The organism is Acinetobacter sp. AB03 (assembly GCF_058107045.1).
Genome location: NZ_JBUEBA010000002.1, coordinates 828,400 through 846,445, shown reverse-complemented (window position 1 = coordinate 846,445; position 18,046 = coordinate 828,400). Strand labels below are relative to the sequence as shown.

Here is an 18,046-nt window from a genome sequence, read left to right as displayed (position 1 = left end):
AAGTTATACAAAATAAGTATCTTAACCATACTTTACAGATATATATTATTTATTAGAAAAATAGAATGAAAAATCACATATGTTTAAGAGCATTTAAAAATCATGCTGAATTGCATACTATCGCTGTCACTTGATGAATAAACAGACTTAACACGTTCAAAGGATTGATCCATGCTGACCATTTTAGGTTTAGGCATGATTATGTGCTTCATGTACTTAATCATGTCCAAACGACTGAGCGCTCTCGTTGCTTTAACTTTAATCCCTATCATTTTTGCATTACTTACTTATGTTTTAAGTCTCTTTGTTGACAACCTTGCTGGATTTGATATTGCTGAACTTGGCAATATGATGATGGAAGGCATTAAAAAGCTCGCTCCTACGGGCGTAATGCTTCTTTTCGCAATCCTTTATTTTGCAATTATGATCGACACGGGTTTATTCGACCCTTCAGTGAAGTGGATTTTAAAGCAGGTTAAAGGCGATCCTTTAAAAGTGACCCTCGGCACCATTACGCTGACTTTAATTGTTTCCTTGGATGGTGACGGTTCAACCACTTATATGATCTGTGTTGCCGCAATGCTACCACTGTATAAGCGTATTGGTATGAGCCCTTTAATTATGGCCTGCCTAATGATGCTTGCGAGCGGAATCATGAACTTAACCCCATGGGGTGGACCAACAGCACGTGCTGCAACTGCATTACATGTCGATCCAAACGATGTCTTTGTTCCGATGATTTTACCAATGCTCGTTGCAATTGGCTGGTTATACTTCCTCGGCTTTATGTATGGCCGTATGGAGCGTAAACGCATTGGTATTGTGGAATTAGATATTAGCCATGGTGACAGTATTCAAATTTCGCAAGAACCAGAAGCTAACCGTGCCCACTTAAGATGGTTTAACGCACTACTGACTTTGGTCTTGATGGTCTGCTTAGTGATGGGTGTTTTACCTGCGGCCATTCTGTTCATGGTGGCGCTGTGCATTGCATTGGTGGTGAACTATCCTGATTTAGACATGCAAAAGCGTTTGGTTGGTAACCACTCTGCTAGTGCCTTAGCTGTAGTCGGGATTATTTTCGCGGCAGGTATTTTTACTGGTATTTTGTCGGGCACAGGTATGGTTGAAGCCATGTCTCAAGAACTTGTTGCCATTATTCCGGAAAGTATGGGGCCGTATTTAGCACCAATTACGGCTGTGATTAGTATGCCGCTGACCTTCTTTATGTCGAACGATGCCTTCTACTTTGGCGTACTGCCTGTACTCTCTGAAGCCGCCGGACACTATGGTATCACTCCTGTGGAAATGGCTCGTGCATCGATTGTTGGTCAACCTGTACACTTACTGTCCCCATTGGTTCCATCGACTTACTTACTCTGTGGGTTGGCAGGAATTAACTTTGGTGAACACCAAGAATTTACCATCAAGTGGGCGGTGATTACTTGTTTAGTGATGCTGGTTACAGCGATGATCTTTGGTATTTTCCCACTTTACTCAACACTGGGTTAATCAAATACCTACACTGAATTATAACGAACCTTAAGCTCAACAACCGATAAATACCCGATGTGATACATCGGGTATTTTCATTTATAATGCCTTGATATAACAATACAATAGAGTCAAGCTTATGTCTTTTTCATTGCCCGCTGTGTTGGCATGTACTTTCTTTTATTCTGCGCTCTATCTGATTTATTATTATTTTGCCCAATACAGCCACACGCTGCTGATCGTAACTGCGATTGTTTTGCTGATTTTAGCATGGCGGATTACACCTTATGCTTATGAACGTGGGCAACGAAGCTTTAACGAGACTCTGTCTTTTGGACAGTATTTCTGGAATCCACTGATTACATGGTGGCGACTGTTCATTTGGCCCATCAGCTTATTACTGTCTTGGATTTTCCATAGTTAAATAGAAGCCCATAAAAAAGCACCCGAAGGTGCTTTTGGTGCTGCGATCTTAACGACCATACAATTCAAGTAATTTATCTAAAGTCGCTTGATAGTGAATGCTAATATCTTCAGATAAAATTTTATATGCGCTGTCAAACTGAACCATTGGCCAGCCTTCTTTCCAAAATGGGAAGATGTTGTGCAAATCATGTGTCACGGTCGCATCTTCCCGTACAATGGCTTGTGCAACTTGTGACAAGACTTGTGCTGTTTCCGCACCATCAATCGCCATGTAATCAATCCCACGTACTTTTAAAATACGGATGCGGTCTTTCTTATAGCGAATTTTTTTGGCTTGACCTTCATTCAGGCCCAACGCCAAAGCTACAGCTTCAACAAACTTACTTTCAAAAGATTGGTTCAAAGCCACAATCGCAAGTTTATGTGCTTCTTGACGACCAGCTTTACCACCCTTACGAATCTCTTCTTTTGCCTCTGTATCAAGCTCATCGTCTTTCATAGACTGCAAAATGTCTAAAATTTCGATATCACTTAAAGATTCAGGAGAATGATCAGTCATGAACTGCCCTTAGACAAAAAAATTGAATCCGACATTTTCGCATAATTCAGAGTGAAAAAGCGAAATTGTTGTACTTTTCTCTGTGAATATTCTGTTTCACGTATTTTTTTGAGCCATCCCCTTCCAAATCTACTATAGTAAAGGCTATTTTTCTCATACGCTCTTTTTTGACGATGCAATCCAAACAAGTTCAACTGTTACTGCAACAATTAGAGACCCTTTACCCTGCCGCATTTAAACGTAATTACTTGCTTTATAGTCAAATCAAAACACGCGGTATTTTAGATGACCAACGTGAAATTATTCCGTGGGTTTTGGCGGTGATGATTTTTATTCCAATCAGCTTAATTCTGAAAGATTTTTACTTAACTCACTTGGAGAATCTCGATCCGCTCCAAAGTCACAGTTATGCCATTATCAGTATTTTATTGGTGCTGATGTGGGTCTTACCTTGTGTCATTAAACAAATTAAACATTCATCAAACTCCCTGTATCAACTGCAACGCCATGCGCCCATCAAACTCGCTACAGTGATTCTTTTAAGTGGACTAAATCTGATGTTCCTTGAAAGCAGTTTGCTGATGTGGATCTTGTTTTATTTTGGTGTGAACTTTGGTTTTGTGCGCTTCTATAAAGAAAATTTATTTCGAGACCACAGCCAGTCGGTTGAACATCACCAGTTACAACAACTCAGACGTGTCTGCTTTTGGGCCTATAAACAAACGCTCAAATCACGACTCCAATTACGCTTTAGCTCCCATCAATCTGAAGATTATCAGGCACGAAAACTTCAGCTGGGGCGTGAAGCAGATTTATACGTGCAACTGCTGAAGTATGAGCATGCTTACTGTAAGCAGATTAAGCACATCGATCTCGACAGTTATATCGATGAAAAATTATAAAAAACCGAGCAATGATGCTCGGTTTTTCTAAGGTCATTTTATGCCGTTTGTTTTAATGCACTGACTGGCAATAATGTCGAGTCTAATATCACTTGATGCGAGCGAGTTTCGTCAACGATGTATTCTTTGTGCTTAATACTATCTACGAAAATCCAATCCGCTTGCACCTGCTCTGCGGTAAAACGGACTTTCAAATAACCGCGCTGATTTAAATTGCAATAACTCAGCTCATCAATCAAGGTTGTAAAAGCAAACTCAAACTCTTGGAGTTGTTGCATTGGAATAGACAAATATTTCTCCAACCCAGGGGAAGAAACTGAACTTGTCGCTAACTCCACACCCACAAATTGCCCTGTTAAATCGTGTAAGTCCGATGCCCATGCATTATGTGTATCACCAGCCAAGACCACGACTTTTTTATTTAAATACTGCAGTGTGCCGTACAGCGTCTCCCTTTCAACCGCATAACCATCCCATGCATCTAAATTGTAAGGAACCACAGTTTTAATACGAGACAACTGCTCTACTGTTAAAGATGGATCATGATTTAAGTAACGAAGTTTTATTTCCACCAATTCTTTAATGAGTTGATTCACCTGCGCCAAAACATCTGGAGTCACCGCGCCGCTACTGATTGCACTGAGCACTTGTAACATCTCGGCTGGAACAAGCATTTTGCTCATCAACACCTGCTGACCCAAAACTTGCCATGTGGCTTTAGAGCTCGCAAGTTGCTGTGTTAACCATGCGCGTTGATTCAACCCCAGTAACGTTCGATTTGGGTCTTGCATATCTGTAGTAAAGCGCACAGCATCCAAACCCGATGCGGTTAAATAATCTGCATAATCTAACTGTTTACTCCGCGCTAGAATACGCGTATCCAACATATTTAACTGCACTAAATTACCAAAGTTAAACTGGCGATAAATATTCAAATAATCTTTTTCAGAAAGCGGACGGATTGGCATCCACTCAAAATAGGCCGCCAGTGCCGCAAGTTTACGTTCAAGGAAATCGCCTTCAGTATCTGACTGATGATTTTCAGCACCCTTTTCCCATGTATCATTTGCGAGTTCATGGTCATCCCAAATCACAATAAAAGGATGACGTTGATGCGCGGCCTGCAAATCTGCATCTAGTCGGTATAAAGCATAACGTTTGCGATAGTCATCTAAGCGAATAATTTCTAAGCTATTATCATCCGCCAGTGCACGCCCCATCTCTACAGCCTCTTCCGTTGCATATCCGCCCATACCATATTCGTAAATGTAATCCCCCAAATGAATCACAACATCCACATCCTGTTTTGCAATTTCTTTATAAACATGGAAATAACCCGCTGGATAATTTGAACATGAGCATACGGCAAACTGTACCGACTGTACTTGCGTTGCCAAAGTTTTGGTTTGCCCTGTGGTTGAATATGTCGACGCCGATTTAAAACGGTAGAAATAAACTTGCCCCGCAGCAAGTCCCGTCACATCCACTTTCACAGTAAAATCTTGTGCAGCCGTGGTCAGCACCTTTCCTGTTGCTGTAATGTGTTTAAAGTCTGCATCTTTTGCCACATCCCACTGCACTTCTAAACGCGCACTGCTATCCGATGGTGTTACACGTGTCCAAATGATGATTTGAGTTTGTAAAGGATCACCACTGGCAACCCCATGCAAAAATTGCACTTGCGTGTTGGGCTGTGTGTTTGAGTCGGCGTCATCACCACAAGCGGTCAGTGAAATAGGTAAAGATAAAGCACCAAATCCTGCCAAAGTTTTTTGAATAAGTTCTCGGCGGTTCATTTTTTTTGTCATGTGGATTGCCTAAAGACGATATGGACTTGAAATTTATGCGAAAAAGATGACATCCATATCTCAAGTCGATGACATTTTTATGAAGCCTGAACGAGTGCAGCACAGATAATTTTGCTATTTTTTAAACATAAACCGCTGAATTGATTGAAAAGAAAGCAAATAATCACAAATAGACTTGCCAACTTTTATTTCGTCCTCTATTATTGCGCTCATGCCCGAGTGGTGAAATCGGTAGACACAGGGGATTTAAAATCCCCCGCCCACAAAGCGTGCCAGTTCGAGTCTGGCCTCGGGCACCATTCTTAAGCTAATTAAGATGGTGCAATAAAAAAATCCAGCGATATGCTGGTTTTTTTATGTCTATAATTTATGCCTCGAAGCACATAACAATCACAATATGAAAAAGAACACCCTCATTATCATCCTGAGCCTAGTTTTTTCAAACGTCAGCCATGCAGAAGCACTCTCTCAACAAACGGATAGCGATACGTTTTATGACTTGTTTGCAGGCACGATTATTGAAAAAGACCACCAACTTTATTTACACGCATGTAAATCAATAGATGCTCATTTTAAATTAAGCTTTAATCACACTAAAGATGAGCAATATATTCGTGAGCTCATGAGAAAGTATCCAAAGTTTTGGCTGAATCTCAGTGCAAATGCTGAAATGCTCGAGAGCGAATACCTGATGACGGTCGATGCGATTGGAGATGAGCATTTAAATCAAAGCTGTCATCTCACCGATCTTTTAGATGAACTGTAACAGCAATTTCAGCTTCTAAAGCAAAACCAACTGAACTTAAAATGAGAGTGTGACTTACCACTCTCTGTTCACCACCAATTCTTCCATTTCAATATCCATAAATCCTGCGTCTTGTACCACCATCATCATCGCTTCAGCAATAAAATCGGCAGCAGAGTCATCTAATGATGAATCTAGATCTTCAAAATGCGGCTTCATTTCATTAATTTCAGCCACTGCGGCATTGGCATATTGATAAATATCACCCTCAGATTTTGCTTTTACAATTTTTTTAGCAAAAGTCTCGACATGCTGCTTCACTTCAGCAACAAGAATATCGGGATAATATTCATCATCAAACATAGGGAGAAGTAAATCTGCAAACATACAGGCACTCAAAACGAGAAACTTAAAAAACGAGTCTGTATAACATAAACCAAACAAATCGCCAAATAAAAAAGCAGCATCTGAAGATGCTGCCAGTCTAACAATCTGATATAGATCAAATTTTCAAATTAAATCATTAGCTCCGCATTCCGCCGCCCCATTAAGCCATATTCATCGCTTGCCAAACCTTGATTGCATCACTCATGGCTTTAACATCATGGGCGCGCACCATACACGCGCCTTGTTGAATACTCAACAAATGTCCCGCTACAGAACCCACGGCCCGCTGCCCTGCATCTGCCCCACCTAAGGCTTCGCCGATAAAGCGCTTCCGTGACAATGCGGACAAGATGGGATACCCGAGCTGATTTAGTTGATGGAATTCTTTTAAAAGCTTAAGGTTCTGCTTTGCATTTTTAGCAAAGCCAAAACCCGGATCAATCATGATATTTTCAGCTTTGACACCAGCCTTGACTGCATCCGCCACGCGCTGGGAAAGCTCAGCCATCACATCTAGAGTGACATTATCATATTGATCTAAACCATTCATGGTGGTCGGTTCACCACGCATATGCATGATGATCACTGGAATATTCAGTTCAGCTGCCGTCTCTAAAGCATTCGGGCGTGTTAATGCTCTCACATCATTCCAGATATGTGCGCCTGCTGCGACTGCAGCTTGAATCACTTCAGGTTGAGAGGTATCAATCGAAATGACTACATCAAGTTCAGCCAAAGCTTCCACCACTGGGACGACACGACGAATCTCTTCTTCAAACTCAACTACAGAGGCACCTGGACGTGTAGATTCACCCCCAACATCGATGACTGTCGCCCCATCCGCAATCATTTGCTGAGCATGCGCAAGCGCTTGTGCTTTGCCATTATGTTTGCCACCATCACTGAACGAGTCTGGCGTCACATTTAAAATACCCATCACATGCGGTACCGATAGATCGAGTGATAGCTCACCACAACGTAGGATTTTCTTCGGTAAAGCCATCAATTGCATGTGATATTCTCCAGTTCAACTTACATTATCTTAACGCGTTCCCACTTTTAAGTGCCTATTTTTCTTCATCGGCAGTGGAAAATCTGCGCAATAAAAAACCACCCGAAGGTGGTTTTTTATTTTAACTTTTAAAAATTAAGTTGCAGATGGTAATGGTGGTGGTGTGCTTGGACCATCCGTTGGAGTTACATCAATCACAGGATTTTCTGCAACATATACTTTTGGTGGTTGTGGCTCACGACCTTCCATAATGTCACGAATTTGCTCGCGATCAATCGTTTCCCATTCCATCAAAGCTTTTACCATCGCATGCGCGATATCTTTGTTATTTTCCAAGATATCACGTGCAACACGGTATTGCTCATCAATGATACGACGAACTTCAGCATCTACTTGTTGCTGTGTTGCTTCAGAAATCGTACGACTACCAATGCTGCCCATGAATGATTGCTGAGAATCATCTTCATACACCATTACACCAAGTTTGTCAGACATACCGTACTTGGTCACCATCGCACGTGCCATTTTAGTTGCACGTTCAAAGTCGTTTGAAGCACCTGTCGACATTTGGTTGATAAAGATTTCTTCAGCAATACGACCACCAAACAAAATTGAAAGTTCATTCAACATTTTGTCTTTATAGTGGCTGGTTTGGTCATGTTCAGGCAACTGCCATGTTACGCCCAACGCCCAACCACGCGGCATAATGGTCACTTTGTGTACAGGATCTGTACCCGGTAGAATTTCAGCCACAATTGCATGACCAGCTTCATGGTACGCGGTTGCACGACGTTCTTCTTCACGAATCACCATCGACTTACGTTCAGGGCCCATGTACAACTTGTCTTTTGCATCTTCAAAATCATGCATATCGACAGTGTTCTTGTTACGACGTGCAGCAAATAATGCAGCTTCGTTCACAAGATTCGCCAATTGTGCACCTGAGAAGCCTGGCGTACCACGTGCAAGCACCTGTACATCGACACCAGTCACTGAAGGCAGTTTCTTCATGTGCACATTTAAGATTTGCTCACGACCTTTAATGTCTGGTAAGCCAACCATTACTTGGCGGTCAAAACGACCCGGACGGAGTAAAGCTTTATCCAGTACATCTGCACGGTTTGTAGCAGCAATGACGATAATACCTTCATTGCCTTCAAAACCATCCATTTCCACCAACATTTGATTCAAGGTTTGCTCACGCTCATCGTGACCACCACCTGTACCTGAACCACGATGACGACCCACAGCATCAATCTCATCAATAAAGATGATACATGGTGCATGACGTTTCGCTTGTTCAAACATGTCACGGACACGAGACGCACCCACACCCACGAACATTTCAACAAAGTCAGAACCAGAAATACTAAAGAATGGTACTTTCGCTTCGCCTGCAATTGCTTTTGCAAGTAAAGTTTTACCTGTACCCGGTGGACCCACCATTAGCACGCCTTTAGGAATCGTTGCACCTAAACGTTTAAATTTTGAAGGGTCTTTTAAGAAATCAACAATTTCTACAACTTCTTGCTTTGCTTCATCACAGCCAGCAACATCGGTAAAAGTCACTTTAATTTGGTCTTCTGCCAACATTTTTGCTTTTGACTTACCAAAACTCATTGGACCGTTTTTACCACCTGCTCCGCCACCCATGTTGCGCATAAAGAACATGAATAACAAAATGATTAAAAGTACAGGGAAGCTTGCGATCAAAAGTTGCATCAATAAACCTTGACGTGCAGGTGCAGTACCTTCAACGACAACGTTATTTTTAATCAGATTAGGCATAAGCTCTGGGTCTTGAACCGCAGGGCGAATACTTTCAAACTCTGAACCGTTTGATTTTTGGCCATGAATTCGTTCGCCATCAATTGTCACTTGCTTAATTTGACCAGCATTCACCGCAGCAACAAACTCTGAATAATTCATCGCTGTCGGCTTTTCATTGCTACTGACATTACTGAAAATAAGGATCAGTACGCCCAGTATCACTAGCCACAATATGGCATTCTTGAAGAGATCGCTCAAAGCTTTATTCCCATATCAATCTAATTTGATCATGCCCTATCGGGTGACCTTAAAGTTTCTGCTGAAGATCAGCTTCGCAAAATAATAAAAAGGTACAAAATGCACAATTTTTAACGACTTGGCAAGTAAACTTTATTTGAAAGCCTTCTTACGGCCTTGCCCAACTAAGAATACTTCCTTAGATCGGGCACGTGATGCAGCAGGTTTTACTGTCTTTAACACATCAAAGTTGTCGACTACTTGCTTACGGAACTCGTCAAAGCCTGTACCTTGGAATACCTTTACAACAAATTGACCATTTGGACCGAGCACTTTCGTAGCAAAATCGATGGCCAATTCACAGAGGTAAATCTGGCGAGGTTGATCTACAGCCTTGTTACCTGAAGTATTGGGGGCCATATCTGAAATTACAACGTCTACTTTACGTCCATCTAAAATATTTAACAATTTATCGAATACTTCTTGCTCACGGAAGTCACCTTGCAAGAAGGTCACATCTGGGAGTGCATCCATTTCCAAAATATCAGATGCAACCACCAATCCTCGATCACCGACCAGCTTTCCTGCAATTTGTGACCAACTTCCAGGTGCAGCACCCAAGTCAACCACGGTCATGCCAGGACGAATGATGTTATATTTTTCTTGAATTTCAAGTAACTTATAAGCTGCACGTGCTCGATAACCTTCTTTTTGCGCTTTTTTCACAAAATGATCATCAAGGTGCTCTCTCATCCACGCACGGCTACTTTTGGATAACTTTTGGTTGGTAATGCGTGTTGCCATATCTCTCTAAAACATTAAAATTTCTTAAACTTAATTGTACGTTAAATTCTCTAGGCTTGCAGTATACATCTGTATCCAAATCTTGGGTTTTAGTTGTTTTTTTCTATTATCTAAATCGATTATTTCCACAGAATATACAGCGTTTAATTTCGCAGTTTGTTATACTAAGCCGTTTTTAAAATTAGGTTATCTTTATGGCGACTTTATCCATTCAGGAACGCAAGCGTTTGCGTCAAATCGGTCATGCTTTAAACCCTGTGGTAATGCTTGGCGGTTCAGGTCTGACTGAAAATGTCGTTGAAGAAATTTTACGTGCTTTAAACGACCACGAATTGATTAAAGTCAAAATCGCGGGTGAAGACCGTGAAGAGCGCGCTGCAATCATTGCAGAAATTGCCTCAACTACAGGTGCAGAGATTGTACAGACCATTGGTAAAATTGCATTGCTTTACAAGAAAGCGGCGAAACAAAATGCCAAATTGTCTAATTTAGTTCGTTTCGCTCACGCAGCAAAATAATTGTAGTTTTTTATGGCAAGTTACGAACTCAGTGCATTTGATCGTCGCTTTCAAGCAATTTCGCTTGTTGGTGCGATTGAACAACAAAGCCCATATGCTCTCAATATCGGCTTTTGGTTACGCGATCCCAATTTGTACATGCACTGGCCCGAAGTCGTGAATGCAAATCCTCGTCAAGACTTTTTATGGGAAAATACCTGTTTTGAAGTCTTTATCGGGGTAAAAGGCGAAGATTATTATCGCGAGATCAATCTCTCCCCTTCGCAAGCTTGGCAGGCCTATCAGTTTGAGGAATATCGCTATCCTGAAGATATGCCGCCACAGGTCGCTTACGATATTGAACTCAATCAATTGAAGCGCACCCACTATGGTTTAAATGTCAGCATTGATCTGACTGAATTTATGCTGCAACACAAACTCAAATGGGCTGACCTATATCTAGGTCTATCCGCTGTGTTGAATACATCACAAGGTCAACAGTTCTATGCCATGCAGCATAGTAGTCAACAAGCTGACTTTCACAATAAACGTGATTGGTTGCATCAGTTTTAATCCAGACAAATAAACCAGAGCAATAAAAAAGTGAGGCTATGACCTCACTTTTTTATGCACTTAATCTTGAGCCTCGTACAGCGAGATTACTTGCTTGAAACTTTATTCCACGCATCTAAGGTGTGTTCTTTTGAACGTTTGAACGTTTCAGTCAACTGATCTTTATGTTTTACTGAAATTTCGCTGACATCACCTTTTAACTCTTTACCTAGTTTGGTCAAGTCATCTAAAACAGCCGTAAACTCAGTTTTAACAAACTCTTTTAGTTCAGTTAAGTCTTTTTGAGAGTTCGATAACTGCCCTTTAATGGTTTCTAAGCGCAGTAAAAGATCTTGTTTAAACTGGCGGAGTTGCTCTTGCACACTGGCATTCAACTGCTTCGCTTCAGCTTCAAGCTTTTCTTTGCTTTCAACTACAGCTTCAGTGACCTGCTCTGTTGCTTCTTTCGCCACTTGCTCAAGCTTTTCAGTGCTTTCTGCAACAACTTCTTTCAACGCTGGCTTTGGTTTGGTCACTTTGTCTTGTTCAGTCATGATGTTATTCCTGTTGTTATATATACAGCGACAGCTTAGCGTGATTCGATAAAATTTAGATTTTGATTTGTTAGACAATTATTTGTTGTTACATTTTTCTTTACAAAACAAAACTTAGAAACAGCATCCGCTACAAAATAAAAGCACTTTATCTTGCTAATTCCATCTTATTGGCATGGACTTTGTTAGTGAAGTTGCGTATAGTGCCATGTTAAGTTCAAGCGAGCAGACATAGGGAGGGTAGGTTTTTAGATAGCCTTCCTTTTTTTTCGTCTACTCGCTTTTTTACAGCCTAAATTTCAGGAGCTTTGGTTTGAGCACCCCAGCAATTTTAGCCCTTGCCGATGGTACGATCTTTAAAGGAACGTCTATTGGTGCATCGGGTAGTACGACTGGTGAAGTCGTTTTCAACACTGCCATGACTGGCTATCAAGAAATTTTGACTGACCCGAGTTATGCACAGCAACTTGTGACTTTAACTTACCCTCATATCGGTAACACAGGTTGTAATGATGAAGATGCTGAGTCAGGTCGAATTCATAAAGTGTGGGCCAACGGATTAATTATTCGTGACCTACCTTTATTGCATAGCAACTTCCGATCAACGCAATCTTTAGGCGAATACTTAAAAGAACATAATGTTGTCGCAATTGCAGATATTGATACGCGTAAATTAACCCGTATTTTGCGTGACAAAGGTGCGCAAAATGGTTGCATCCTTGCTGGTGAAAATATTACTGAAGAGCAGGCTTTAGAAAAAGCACGCGCATTTGGTGGTTTAAATGGTTTAGACCTAGCTAAAGAATGCTGTGACCCAACTGGTTTCGAATGGACAGAAGGTTCTTGGGTATTAGGCAAAGGCTTCACACAACCTGAACTTAAATTCCATGTTGTTGCATACGACTACGGTGTCAAAACCAACATCTTACGTATGCTTGCAGACCGCGGTTGTAAACTCACTGTCGTGCCTGCACAAACGCCTGCTGCTGACGTGCTTGCATTGAATCCGGATGGCGTGTTCTTATCGAACGGCCCTGGCGATCCAGCTGCATGTGACTACGCAATTGAAGCTGTAAAAACAATTGTAGAAGACGCTCGCAACCTACCCGTCTTTGGTATTTGCTTGGGTCACCAAATTCTTGCACTTGCCTCAGGTGCAAAAACAGTGAAAATGCCGCATGGTCACCACGGTGCTAACCACCCTGTTCAAAACATGGAAACAGGCACAGTGATGATTACTTCTCAAAACCACGGCTTCGCAGTGGATGCAGAAACTCTTCCTGCAAACTTGAAAGCTACGCACAAGTCTTTGTTCGATCAAACTCTTCAAGGGATTCATCGTACAGACAAACCAGCGTTCAGCTTCCAAGGTCACCCTGAAGCAAGCCCTGGTCCGCATGACTGCGCACCATTGTTCGATCATTTCATCGAACTTATCGAAGCATCTAAGAAGTAATTAAGGAAGCGATCATGGCTAAACGTACAGACATTAAAAGTATCTTAATTATTGGTGCAGGTCCGATTGTGATCGGTCAGGCATGTGAGTTTGACTACTCAGGTGCGCAAGCGTGTAAGGCTCTTCGTGAAGAAGGCTACCGTGTTATTTTGGTGAACTCTAATCCAGCAACCATTATGACCGACCCTGCGATGGCAGACGCAACTTATATCGAGCCAATCACTTGGCAGACTGTTGCGCAAATCATTGAAAAAGAGCGTCCAGATGCTGTCCTTCCTACAATGGGTGGTCAAACAGCATTGAACTGTGCGCTTGCACTGGATGCCAACGGTATTTTAGAAAAATACAATGTTGAATTGATTGGTGCGACTAAAGAAGCGATTGAAAAAGCTGAAGACCGTAAACTGTTTGATGAAGCAATGCGTAAAATTGGTCTTGAATGTCCAAAAGCTGCGATTGCTGAAAACATGGAAGAAGCTTTAGAGATTCAAGCACGCTTCGGCTTCCCTGTGATTATCCGTCCGTCATTCACGATGGGTGGTTCAGGTGGCGGTATCGCTTATAACAAAGAAGAATTCCTTGAAATCTGTGAACGCGGTTTCGATCTTTCTCCAACCAAACAATTATTGATTGATGAATCTTTAATTGGTTGGAAAGAATACGAGATGGAAGTTGTTCGTGACAAAAACGACAACTGTATTATCGTTTGTGCGATCGAAAACTTTGACCCAATGGGCGTGCACACAGGTGACTCAATCACTGTTGCGCCTGCGCAAACATTAACAGACAAAGAATATCAATTGATGCGTAATGCATCTTTAGCAGTTCTTCGTGAAATTGGTGTAGAAACAGGTGGTTCTAACGTTCAGTTCGGTATTTGCCCAGATACTGGCCGTATGGTGATCATCGAGATGAACCCGCGTGTATCGCGCTCATCTGCCCTTGCATCAAAAGCAACAGGTTTCCCGATTGCAAAAATCGCCGCGAAATTGGCTGTCGGTTATACCCTTGATGAATTAAAAAATGACATCACGGGCGGAACGACTCCTGCTTCGTTCGAACCTGCAATTGACTACGTGGTAACAAAAATTCCACGTTTCAACTTCGAAAAATTCCCACAAGCAGATGCAACACTGACCACACAGATGAAATCTGTGGGTGAAGTAATGGCCATTGGTCGTAACTTCCAAGAGTCTGTAAACAAAGCACTTCGTGGTCTTGAAGTGGGTGCGTGTGGTTTTGATGAAAAAATCGCAGTAGGAACTGAAGGCGCGAAAGAAAAGATCTTGGTTGAACTTAAAGTTCCGGGTCCAGAGCGTATTTGGTATGTGGCTGACGCATTCCGTCATGGTTTCACCTTAGAAGACGTGTTCCAAGCGACGAAAATCGATAAATGGTTCTTGATCCAAATCGAAGACATCATCAAAACTGAAAATGAAATCAAAACTTTAGGTTTTGGTGATCTAAACGCAGACAACATCCGTTCGTTCAAACGTAAAGGTTTATCTGACCTTCGCATCGCGAACTTGATGGGTATTTCACAAAAACAATTCCGTAAGCACCGTTGGAACTTGGGCGTAACGCCAGTTTACAAACGTGTGGATACCTGTGCAGCAGAGTTCGAATCTGACACTGCATACATGTATTCAACTTACGATGATGAGTGTGAATCAAACCCATCTGATAAAGATAAGATTATGGTGATCGGTGGTGGTCCTAACCGTATTGGTCAAGGGATCGAATTCGATTACTGCTGTGTACACGCTGCGCTTGCAATGCGTGAAGATGGTTACGAGACCATCATGGTGAACTGTAACCCTGAAACAGTTTCAACGGATTACGACACTTCTGATCGTTTGTACTTCGAACCAATCACATTGGAAGATGTACTTGAAATCGTTCGTACTGAAAAGCCAAAAGGCATTATCGTTCAGTATGGTGGTCAGACTCCGCTTAAATTGGCTCGTGCTTTAGAAGAAGCAGGTGCGCCAATTATCGGTACATCACCAGATGCGATTGACCGAGCAGAAGACCGTGAACGTTTCCAACAAATGATTCAACGTCTTCAACTTCGCCAGCCAAACAACAGCATTGTAAAATCTGCTGAAGAAGGTATGGCTGAAGCATCGAAAGTAGGCTACCCACTGGTGGTGCGTCCTTCTTATGTACTCGGTGGTCGTGCGATGGAAATCGTATACAACGACGAAGAGCTTAAACGCTACTTACGTGATGCGGTACAAGCATCAAATGAAGCGCCAGTTCTTCTTGACCGTTTCTTAGATGATGCGATCGAAGTTGACGTAGACTGTGTATCTGACGGTAAAGACGTTGTGATTGGCGGTATTATGCAGCACATTGAACAAGCAGGGATTCACTCAGGTGACTCAGCATGTTCGATTCCTCCATACTCACTCTCAGTTGAAATCCAAGACGAAATGCGTCGTCAAACCGTTGCTATGGCGAAAGAGCTTGGCGTTGTTGGTTTGATGAATGTACAGTTTGCTGTGAAAGGCGAAGACGTTTACATCCTAGAAGTGAACCCACGTGCGTCTCGTACTGTGCCATTCGTTTCTAAATGTATCGGTGAGTCTTTAGCGAAAGTGGCTGCGCGTTGTATGGCGGGTCAGTCTTTAGAATCTCAAGGATTCACTAAAGAAATCATCCCGACTCACTTCTCTGTAAAAGAAGCGGTGTTCCCGTTCAACAAGTTCCCGGGTGTTGACCCTATTCTTGGCCCTGAGATGAAATCTACAGGCGAAGTAATGGGTGTAGGTAAAACATTTGGTGAAGCATTCTACAAAGCTGTGTTAGGCTCGAATGAACGCGTACCGGGTCTTCCTACAGAAGGCGAAGTGAAGCATGCATTTATCTCTGTGCGTGATTCAGACAAGGCTCGTGCTGTTGGTATTGCGAAGCAACTGGTAGGCTTTGGCTTCAAAGTACTTGCGACTGGCGGTACTTATGAGTTCATTAAAGCTGCGGGTATTGAGTGTGAACGTGTAAATAAAGTCACTGAAGGCCGTCCTAATATCGTGGACCGCTTGAAAAATGGCGAAGTTCACCTCATTATCAATACAACTGAAGGCAAACAAGCTCAACAAGATTCGTTCTCGATTCGTCGTTCAGCGCTTCAAGCGAAAGTGTATAACACTACGACCTTGAACGGTGCTGATGCTGTATGCCAAGCTTTTGCGATTCAATTGCCAATGGATGTATACCGTTTGCAAGATTTACAAACTGTAGGTTAATTCGTTTACCGAGAAGTCCCGTCACCTCTCGGTGGCGGGCTTTTTTTATTTATAAACCTATATTTTTTACACTCACAGACTTGAGGGACAACAATGCAACGTTATCCTATGACTCCCCAAGGCAAATTAGCCTTAGAGAAAGAATTACATCAATTAAAAAGTATTGAACGTCCACGTATTATTGCGGCAATTGCTGAAGCACGTGAGCACGGGGATTTAAAAGAAAATGCGGAATACCATGCTGCGCGTGAGCAACAAGGTTTCTGTGAAGGTCGTGTTCAAGACATCGAAGGTAAATTGGGTGCGGCTCAAGTTATCGATGTCAAAGAACTTGAACAGAATGGTCGCGTGGTTTTTGGGGTGACAGTCACTATCGAAAACTTAGACACCGAAGAACAAAAGACCTATATGATCGTTGGTGATGACGAAGCTGATTTTAAAATCAATAAAATTTCAGTGAACTCTCCTATCGCGCGTGGCCTTTTGGGCAAAAGCGAAGGCGATGAAGCAAAAATTCAAACCCCTCAGGGTGAAGTTGAATACGAAATTGTAAAAGTTGCATATATCTAAGTTTCTTTGATATTTACGGCTGTAGAAACCCCTCGATTGAGGGGTTTTTTGTTTTTGTATTTTCCTAAATACCTCTCCCTAGCCCTCTTCTTAAGCACGTGGGAAATTTCACTCCAAGAATGAGATAGGTTTAAGGCATTCATTTCCCCCTCTCTTTTTCAAAGCAAGACTTTTATTTGTTATAATTTCTCACACTCTCCAACGCTGTCTTTTTATGTCTGAACCCCTGATTAATTCGCCTGTCAAACACTGGTGTGAGTTTGAGTTCATCTCTAAAACGGTGAAAAATCCGAATATTCACATTAAAGGGAATTACTCTTACTATTCAGCGTATTGGGATCAAGGTTTTGAACGTTGTGTCGTGCGTTATTTGCATGATAAGCCCTCGACCGTAGATAAACCGATTGATCAGCTCTATATCGGTAATTTCGTCTGTTTTGGCGCAGAATGCGTCATTATGATGGGTGGTAACCAACTGCATCGTACTGACTGGATTTCAGCTTTTCCTTTTGATACACGTAGTTTTGTGCCCGCGGGTAATACCATCATTGGCGATGGTTGCTGGATTGGCTCTCGTGCCATGATTATGCAGGGTGTAACACTCGGTGAAGGCGCAGTGGTGGCAACAGGTGCTGTCGTGACCAAAGATGTTCCACCCTATGCCGTTGTGGGTGGAGTACCTGCCCAAATTATTAAGTATCGCTTTCCCGAAGCAGATATAGAAAAACTGCTTACACTGAAGCTCTATGACTTAGATGAAAAGCAGTTTTTAAAAATGCGTGAGCAGTTACAGACAGATGATGTAAAAAAACTTTTTAATTTTTTATAAATCAAAGTCCTCGATGTATATAAGATTGCCAATTTTTAATGAAATTATTTGAATGGTCAAAGTCATAAATTGCAACATCTCTCAAAATCATACTCAAATGATATTCTGGATCTTCACTTCTTCCCGCTGTATCATAGGCGTTAAGAAGCTGGTCAATGAAAGTACTTTCCACATTTAAATCATAATGACAAATCAA

17 protein-coding genes, 1 tRNA gene and 1 pseudogene are annotated in these 18,046 nt (G+C 41.9%); 11 read left to right on the top strand and 8 right to left on the bottom strand.

From position 1 onward, the window contains the following. Positions 1 to 171: 171 nt before the first annotated feature. Entirely contained in the window at positions 172 to 1,512 is a 1,341-nt protein-coding gene (locus tag ACY3FQ_RS04450) for a CitMHS family transporter (RefSeq protein WP_004982682.1), read from the top strand. A 121-nt stretch (positions 1,513 to 1,633) separates the two neighbouring features. Beyond that, entirely contained in the window at positions 1,634 to 1,918 is a 285-nt protein-coding gene (locus tag ACY3FQ_RS04445) for a hypothetical protein (RefSeq protein ID WP_148825661.1), read from the top strand. 48 nt (positions 1,919 to 1,966) lie between these two features. Here the strand turns inward: ACY3FQ_RS04445 and ACY3FQ_RS04440 are convergent, their stop codons facing one another. Then, on the bottom strand, positions 1,967 to 2,479 hold the full coding sequence (locus ACY3FQ_RS04440) for a hypothetical protein (protein ID WP_004982687.1): 513 nt from the start codon (positions 2,477 to 2,479) through the stop codon (positions 1,967 to 1,969). Positions 2,480 to 2,652: 173 nt separating this feature from the next. On the opposite strand from ACY3FQ_RS04440, the gene ACY3FQ_RS04435 reads away from it, so the two are divergent. Beyond that, complete coding sequence (locus ACY3FQ_RS04435; protein ID WP_148825659.1) at positions 2,653 to 3,381, top strand: hypothetical protein; 729 nt, start codon at positions 2,653 to 2,655, stop codon at positions 3,379 to 3,381. A 38-nt stretch (positions 3,382 to 3,419) separates the two neighbouring features. On the opposite strand, the gene ACY3FQ_RS04430 is transcribed toward ACY3FQ_RS04435, so the two are convergent. Continuing rightward, complete coding sequence (locus tag ACY3FQ_RS04430; RefSeq protein WP_489773644.1) at positions 3,420 to 5,189, bottom strand: alkaline phosphatase D family protein; 1,770 nt, start codon at positions 5,187 to 5,189, stop codon at positions 3,420 to 3,422. A gap of 213 nt (positions 5,190 to 5,402) precedes the next feature. On the opposite strand from ACY3FQ_RS04430, the gene ACY3FQ_RS04425 reads away from it, so the two are divergent. Together ACY3FQ_RS04425 and ACY3FQ_RS04420 are read left to right on the top strand one after the other, a co-directional pair. After that, positions 5,403 to 5,488: transfer RNA gene (locus ACY3FQ_RS04425), tRNA-Leu, on the top strand. 98 nt (positions 5,489 to 5,586) lie between these two features. Then, positions 5,587 to 5,955: a hypothetical protein gene (locus ACY3FQ_RS04420; RefSeq protein ID WP_183174798.1), complete on the top strand. Its 369-nt coding sequence runs from the start codon at positions 5,587 to 5,589 to the stop codon at positions 5,953 to 5,955. Between the two features lie 54 nt (positions 5,956 to 6,009). Here the strand turns inward: ACY3FQ_RS04420 and ACY3FQ_RS04415 are convergent, their stop codons facing one another. From ACY3FQ_RS04415 to rlmE, 4 genes are all read right to left on the bottom strand, one after another. Next, a complete protein-coding gene (locus ACY3FQ_RS04415) occupies positions 6,010 to 6,321 on the bottom strand; it encodes a DUF5713 family protein (RefSeq protein WP_010327271.1) in 312 nt (103 codons plus the stop codon). Between the two features lie 160 nt (positions 6,322 to 6,481). After that, entirely contained in the window at positions 6,482 to 7,333 is an 852-nt protein-coding gene (gene folP, locus ACY3FQ_RS04410) for a dihydropteroate synthase (protein ID WP_279691019.1), read from the bottom strand. 135 nt (positions 7,334 to 7,468) lie between these two features. Beyond that, positions 7,469 to 9,361, bottom strand: a complete 1,893-nt coding sequence (gene ftsH, locus ACY3FQ_RS04405; RefSeq protein ID WP_087526318.1) for an ATP-dependent zinc metalloprotease FtsH — start codon at positions 9,359 to 9,361, stop codon at positions 7,469 to 7,471. 132 nt (positions 9,362 to 9,493) lie between these two features. Continuing rightward, positions 9,494 to 10,144, bottom strand: a complete 651-nt coding sequence (rlmE, locus tag ACY3FQ_RS04400; protein ID WP_004695608.1) for a 23S rRNA (uridine(2552)-2'-O)-methyltransferase RlmE — start codon at positions 10,142 to 10,144, stop codon at positions 9,494 to 9,496. A 194-nt stretch (positions 10,145 to 10,338) separates the two neighbouring features. Here rlmE and yhbY point away from each other — a divergent pair, with 194 nt between their 5' ends. Together yhbY and ACY3FQ_RS04390 are read left to right on the top strand one after the other, a co-directional pair. Continuing rightward, entirely contained in the window at positions 10,339 to 10,662 is a 324-nt protein-coding gene (gene yhbY / locus ACY3FQ_RS04395; protein WP_004982701.1) for a ribosome assembly RNA-binding protein YhbY, read from the top strand. Between the two features lie 12 nt (positions 10,663 to 10,674). Continuing rightward, a complete protein-coding gene (locus tag ACY3FQ_RS04390) occupies positions 10,675 to 11,214 on the top strand; it encodes a DOMON-like domain-containing protein (protein ID WP_279691016.1) in 540 nt (179 codons plus the stop codon). Positions 11,215 to 11,300: 86 nt separating this feature from the next. On the opposite strand, the gene ACY3FQ_RS04385 is transcribed toward ACY3FQ_RS04390, so the two are convergent. Continuing rightward, complete coding sequence (locus ACY3FQ_RS04385) at positions 11,301 to 11,747, bottom strand: hypothetical protein (RefSeq protein WP_010327273.1); 447 nt, start codon at positions 11,745 to 11,747, stop codon at positions 11,301 to 11,303. A gap of 313 nt (positions 11,748 to 12,060) precedes the next feature. On the opposite strand from ACY3FQ_RS04385, the gene carA reads away from it, so the two are divergent. The 4 genes from carA to ACY3FQ_RS04365 all read left to right on the top strand — a co-directional run bounded on the left by carA (position 12,061) and on the right by ACY3FQ_RS04365 (position 17,850). Further along, positions 12,061 to 13,203, top strand: coding sequence for a glutamine-hydrolyzing carbamoyl-phosphate synthase small subunit (gene carA / locus ACY3FQ_RS04380; RefSeq protein WP_004695603.1), 1,143 nt, complete (start codon positions 12,061 to 12,063; stop codon positions 13,201 to 13,203). 14 nt (positions 13,204 to 13,217) lie between these two features. Next, positions 13,218 to 16,451, top strand: a complete 3,234-nt coding sequence (carB, locus tag ACY3FQ_RS04375) for a carbamoyl-phosphate synthase large subunit (protein ID WP_279690559.1) — start codon at positions 13,218 to 13,220, stop codon at positions 16,449 to 16,451. A 93-nt stretch (positions 16,452 to 16,544) separates the two neighbouring features. Then, entirely contained in the window at positions 16,545 to 17,021 is a 477-nt protein-coding gene (gene greA / locus ACY3FQ_RS04370; RefSeq protein WP_005400425.1) for a transcription elongation factor GreA, read from the top strand. A gap of 214 nt (positions 17,022 to 17,235) precedes the next feature. Then, on the top strand, positions 17,236 to 17,850 hold the full coding sequence (locus ACY3FQ_RS04365; protein WP_279690557.1) for a CatB-related O-acetyltransferase: 615 nt from the start codon (positions 17,236 to 17,238) through the stop codon (positions 17,848 to 17,850). Position 17,851: 1 nt separating this feature from the next. Here ACY3FQ_RS04365 and ACY3FQ_RS04360 read toward each other — a convergent pair. Next, positions 17,852 to 18,046, bottom strand: a pseudogene (locus ACY3FQ_RS04360) (P-loop ATPase); the annotation flags it as partial.

What these genes read in the sequence shown, in the direction of transcription:
- ACY3FQ_RS04450 (WP_004982682.1), top strand. Translation starts at nt 172, where the DNA reads ATGCTGACCATTTTAGGTTTAGGCATGATTATGTGCTTCATGTACTTA.
- ACY3FQ_RS04445 (WP_148825661.1), top strand. Translation starts at nt 1,634, where the DNA reads ATGTCTTTTTCATTGCCCGCTGTGTTGGCATGTACTTTCTTTTATTCT.
- ACY3FQ_RS04440 (WP_004982687.1), bottom strand. Translation starts at nt 2,479, where the DNA reads ATGACTGATCATTCTCCTGAATCTTTAAGTGATATCGAAATTTTAGAC.
- ACY3FQ_RS04435 (WP_148825659.1), top strand. Translation starts at nt 2,653, where the DNA reads ATGCAATCCAAACAAGTTCAACTGTTACTGCAACAATTAGAGACCCTT.
- ACY3FQ_RS04430 (WP_489773644.1), bottom strand. Translation starts at nt 5,189, where the DNA reads ATGACAAAAAAAATGAACCGCCGAGAACTTATTCAAAAAACTTTGGCA.
- ACY3FQ_RS04420 (WP_183174798.1), top strand. Translation starts at nt 5,587, where the DNA reads ATGAAAAAGAACACCCTCATTATCATCCTGAGCCTAGTTTTTTCAAAC.
- ACY3FQ_RS04415 (WP_010327271.1), bottom strand. Translation starts at nt 6,321, where the DNA reads ATGTTTGCAGATTTACTTCTCCCTATGTTTGATGATGAATATTATCCC.
- folP (WP_279691019.1), bottom strand. Translation starts at nt 7,333, where the DNA reads ATGCAATTGATGGCTTTACCGAAGAAAATCCTACGTTGTGGTGAGCTA.
- rlmE (WP_004695608.1), bottom strand. Translation starts at nt 10,144, where the DNA reads ATGGCAACACGCATTACCAACCAAAAGTTATCCAAAAGTAGCCGTGCG.
- yhbY (WP_004982701.1), top strand. Translation starts at nt 10,339, where the DNA reads ATGGCGACTTTATCCATTCAGGAACGCAAGCGTTTGCGTCAAATCGGT.
- ACY3FQ_RS04390 (WP_279691016.1), top strand. Translation starts at nt 10,675, where the DNA reads ATGGCAAGTTACGAACTCAGTGCATTTGATCGTCGCTTTCAAGCAATT.
- ACY3FQ_RS04385 (WP_010327273.1), bottom strand. Translation starts at nt 11,747, where the DNA reads ATGACTGAACAAGACAAAGTGACCAAACCAAAGCCAGCGTTGAAAGAA.
- carB (WP_279690559.1), top strand. Translation starts at nt 13,218, where the DNA reads ATGGCTAAACGTACAGACATTAAAAGTATCTTAATTATTGGTGCAGGT.
- greA (WP_005400425.1), top strand. Translation starts at nt 16,545, where the DNA reads ATGCAACGTTATCCTATGACTCCCCAAGGCAAATTAGCCTTAGAGAAA.
- ACY3FQ_RS04365 (WP_279690557.1), top strand. Translation starts at nt 17,236, where the DNA reads ATGTCTGAACCCCTGATTAATTCGCCTGTCAAACACTGGTGTGAGTTT.